This is a genomic window from Synergistota bacterium, assembly GCA_025060595.1.
Classification (GTDB): domain Bacteria; phylum Synergistota; class GBS-1; order GBS-1; family GBS-1; genus 42-11.
Window position 1 is genome coordinate 1 of record JANXBX010000022.1, and the last position, 4,371, is coordinate 4,371.

4 protein-coding genes and 1 pseudogene are annotated in these 4,371 nt (G+C 39.7%); all 5 read right to left on the reverse strand.

Annotation, left to right across the window (positions count from 1 at the left end; all coding sequences use genetic code 11):
• Positions 1 to 2,218: chemotaxis protein CheA (locus NZ900_09605; GenBank protein MCS7234334.1), on the reverse strand; the 2,218-nt coding region annotated here is incomplete at its 3' end.
• Entirely contained in the window at positions 2,218 to 2,589 is a 372-nt protein-coding gene (locus tag NZ900_09610) for a response regulator (GenBank protein MCS7234335.1), read from the reverse strand. The genes NZ900_09610 and NZ900_09605, both read right to left, overlap by 1 nt.
• Positions 2,590 to 2,591: 2 nt before the next feature.
• A pseudogene (locus NZ900_09615) lies at positions 2,592 to 3,461 on the reverse strand (protein-glutamate O-methyltransferase CheR).
• Positions 3,454 to 4,089, reverse strand: a complete 636-nt coding sequence (locus NZ900_09620) for a HEAT repeat domain-containing protein (protein MCS7234336.1) — start codon at positions 4,087 to 4,089, stop codon at positions 3,454 to 3,456. The pseudogene NZ900_09615 and the gene NZ900_09620 overlap by 8 nt, the downstream one beginning before the upstream one ends.
• Positions 4,050 to 4,371: hypothetical protein (locus NZ900_09625; GenBank protein ID MCS7234337.1), on the reverse strand; the 322-nt coding region annotated here is incomplete at its 5' end. The genes NZ900_09620 and NZ900_09625, both read right to left, overlap by 40 nt.

A 4,371-nucleotide genomic window follows, 5' to 3' on the forward strand; every position in this document is an offset into this window, starting at 1 on the left:
GGATACCAAACCGCCTTCCATCTACCCCAATTATCATAACGTTAGTTACCGCCATAGTAATAGGAAGAGAAAGTCTAACTAAAGTTCCTTTATCTACAACGGAATCAATTTCCAAGGATCCACCAAACCTATCAACTGTAGTTTTAACTACATCCATACCCACACCTCTCCCAGAAAGGTCTGAGGCCTTTTCCAATGTAGAAAAACCAGGCAAGAATATAAGATTTAGAGCCTCTTTATCGGATAAAGTCTCGAGAGTATCCTCGTTTATTAAACCCTTTTCGTATGCCTTTCTTTTTACAAGCTCAGGATTTATTCCTTTCCCATCATCCTTAACTTCTATAACCACTCTATCTGCTTCCTGCCTAGCTTTAACCAATATAATACCCTCTTCGGGCTTTCCTTTAGCCAGTCTTTCCTCAGGGAGCTCTATCCCGTGATCTAAACTATTACGTATAAGGTGAATTAAAGGCTCATATAAAGCCTCTACAACGCTTTTATCCGCCTCGACATCCTCACCTTCTATCAGAAGCCTAACTTTCTTATTCAGCTTTCGAGATGTATCCCTAACGAACTTCGGAAACTTCTGAAAGAGCATAGAAAAGGGTATCATCCTAATCCGCATTATTGCATCTTGCATCTCCTCTGCTAGTCTATTTATTACACCATAGTAGCTTTTTATCTCCTTAGCAAGCTCTATAGCTCCATAAACGTTTTCTGCTTTCTGAGCCATATAAGGAATAGCATTTTTAGCTACAACAAGCTCTCCAATGAGGTTCATGAACCTGTTAATCTTTTCTTCTTCAACCCTAAGAAACTTCGCAACAAAGCGTTCCTCGCTAGAAGGCTTAATCACTGCCTCTTTAGCCTCTCCAGTCTTAATCTCCTCCTCAAAAGCCTTAACAGTTTCCCTTTCACAAATACCATCTATCCACCTTAAAAGGGGATCTAAGTTATCAACCGACACTTTGCTCGATATACTCTCAAGCTCAGATAAAAGCCTCTTTTCCCCTAAGGCCTCAAGGGAGTTTCTTATTGATATAAAAACTGAAGAAAGTATATTCTTCTTGGCTTCCTCAACCCTAGCTTTTTGAACTTTAGATAAAACAACTTTTTGAGCTTTAAGAATAGATAGAAGCTTATCCCATTCACTGGGAGACAACTTTTCCTTTCCTTTACTGAAAAGGGGTTGCTCCTGAGTTTTTAAACTATAAATTAACCCTTCTATAAGATAATCAGTCTCAGCATAATCCAAAAGCACTTTCATCCACCTCAATGCAGATGCCTCGAAAAGGCCGGGCGAGGAAAACTCTAGAAGACCGTCTATGCTCCTTTTTAAAGCTTCCTTGTTATTAGAATTAATATATCTTATAGCCTCCTCAGAAAACTCTCTATATAGAGGAATATTACTTCTTTCTCCTTCAAGAAATACCAAAGATTCTAACAAAACGGGGATAAATTTAACCTGATCAAGGACATATCGAAAATGTTCAACCAACCTATCCTTATGTGCAGAAGATAAGCCCTCAAAATTAACTATACATCGATACACATCTATAAGGGTTGGATCTCTAGGCTCCTCTCTAAGGTAAACCCTACCCCAGATAAGCTCAGGAAGATTTCTGAAAAGATAGAAGGGATCTTCACCCTTATAGAAACACCCATCTTCTGGAAAATATTGAATAAGAAATAGGTTAGCACCGCTTATTGCTCTTTTGACCGCCTCCATTCTAAAGCTCTCCGGAATGAAAGAAAAATCTAAACTTTCAGATTTAGAAAGTCCCTCTGAAGAGTAAGAAACTTCCCTTTCTAGAACTCCCTCTTTACTACCTTCCCTTTCCATGAATTCTCTTATCTCCTTACACTTCCTTTCTGCCACCCCAGCCAGGGAATCTGAATAGCTCCCATTGAACTCAATCTCATCAATCATGCTGATAAGGACATCCAGAACTTCGAAAAGGATATCCCCTATACTCCGCGAGTAAGATATCGATCCATTTCTAACTAAAATCATGAGATCCTCAGCAGCGTGAAGAAGTTTAGTCATAGATAAAAAGTTAAATAGCCCAGAAGCACCCTTTAAGGTATGAACCGAGCGAAAGAGCTCATGAATGAGCTCTCTGTTATCGGGGGTCTCTTCAAGCTTAAATAAAGTATTCCCTATCCTTTGCAAGTGATCCCTACTTTCCAATATAAACTCTTTTAACAAAGTATCCATCACAATCGCACCCCTGTCAGAAGCTTAACATAGATCAAAAACTCTTTAGGCTTAACGGGCTTAACCAAATAGAAGTTAGCCCCTCTCTCATAGGCCGTATCTATATCTTTCTCTCCAGATTCAGTTGTAACTATAAGTATAGGAACCTGCTTTATCTCGCTCGACTCCCTGAGCTTCTGAACTAAAGAACAGCCATCAAGCACTGGCATATTAATATCTATCACAAAAAGATCAAAATCCCTAACTAAAGCCTTTTCGAGAGCCTCAAGACCGTTTGCAGCTTCTTCAACCTCAAAGCCCTCTTTCTCCAAAACCTCCCTTAAAAACTTCCTAACAGTGGTTGCATCATCTACAACAATAACCTTTCTCATAGCTAACCCTCCAAGGGTTTTTGATAAACTATAGCTTCGGGAAACTTCCTGACCTTAAAGATCGGCGTTATCCTACTCATAGATTCTGAGTGTCCGAGACAGACAAATCCCCCAGCATTAAGAGCATCGTATATATTCTCAGCGGCAACTTTCCTCGAAAAGTCATCAAAGTATATCAGGAGATTCCTTCAGAATATATTATCGAAGCCTCTATACCTTTTCATGTCTGCTAAATCAACTATGTTAACTTTTGTAAACTGGACAGCTCTCCTAAGCTCATCACAAATCTGGTAATAACCATTACCCAACTTTCTAAAGTATTTACCCAAAATTTCAGTAGGAAGACACCGAATAGAGCGCTCAGAGTAAATACCACTTTTAGCTACTTCTAACACTTCTGTGTTTATGTCTGAGGATATAATTTCCACATCCCAATTTTCTATATCACTCCAGTATTCAAGAAGATATATGGCAATAGAATAGGGTTCCTCCCCCGTAGAGCATGGAATAGACCATATGCGAATCGTATCCCCTTTTCTTTTCCTCAAAACTATTTCAGGAAGCAGCCTTTTTACCATACACTTGAGCTGATATTCCTCCCGAAAAAAGTAAGTTTCGTTCACGGTCATTATGTTAACTAGGTTCTGAAGCTCTTTACCTGAAGGATCAAGCCTTAAGGATAGAAAGTAGCTTCTAAAGCTATCATGATTGGTGGCTTTTATTCTCTCTATCAATCTTCTGTCTACGAAATATCTTTTACTATAATCAAAATAGATACCAGTTTTCTTATAAAAGAACTCTCTAAAAATCTCAAAATCCTTATCTTCTATTTTAATCTCTTTCTCGAAATTACTTAACGTCTCCTTACCCATTCCCCTTTATCCTCTCTATTACGATGTTCGCTACAAACTGAATATAGGGTTCGTCTTTAAATCTCTCCTTAACCTTTATTACAACTGGCAAAGAATCCTCAGTTCCTATCTCTGAGAGAACATCAAGGGCGGTGGCGCAAACATTAACGTGAGGATCCTTTTCGAGAACCTTAACTAGCCACTCTATAACTCTAGGATGAGCCAAGTTTCCTATAATATTAACCGTGAAGATCCTGACATCGGGATCAGGATCCTCAAGCAGCATATCAATATAAGGAGCGACTTTTTCAGGAACATTTTTCAAAGCATCAATAGCCAAGTTCCTTAAATGGGCATCATCGCTCCTTAAACACTCAAGTAGCTCTTTCAAAGCTACCTCATCTCCTATTTCAAGAAGGGAAGTTACAATAACCTCTCTTACGGAAAGATCTTCCTCTCTTCTAAGCCTATTCGCAAGATAGGGCGAAGCTTCCCTATATTTAGAAAGGTCACGCGCAGCCCATCTTCTTTCCATTGGAACAGAACTTTCAAGCTGCTGAATCAGGCCTTCAAAGTCTCGGCTATACTTTCTCCTCTCAAAATCAGGCTTTATCCCTTCTCCCTCGCTATCTTTTCTTCTGATAGGCATTCTTTCTCCTCCCTTACCCATGAGATAAGCTGTTTAGCTATCTTATGGGATGGTAAAACCACCGTAGCTCCTCCTCTTTCAATGAGCTCACGAGGCATCCCAAAAACGACAGCGGTCTCTTCAGATTCAGCTATTGTCCTTCCTCCCTTTCTCCTTATCTCAGCAAAGGAGTCAGCACCATCGTATCCCATACCGGTGAGCATAACAGCTATTACATTCCTAGGATCGAGATGCTCAATAGCCGATCTTCCAAGAACCTCAACAGAGGGATGCCATAGAAAG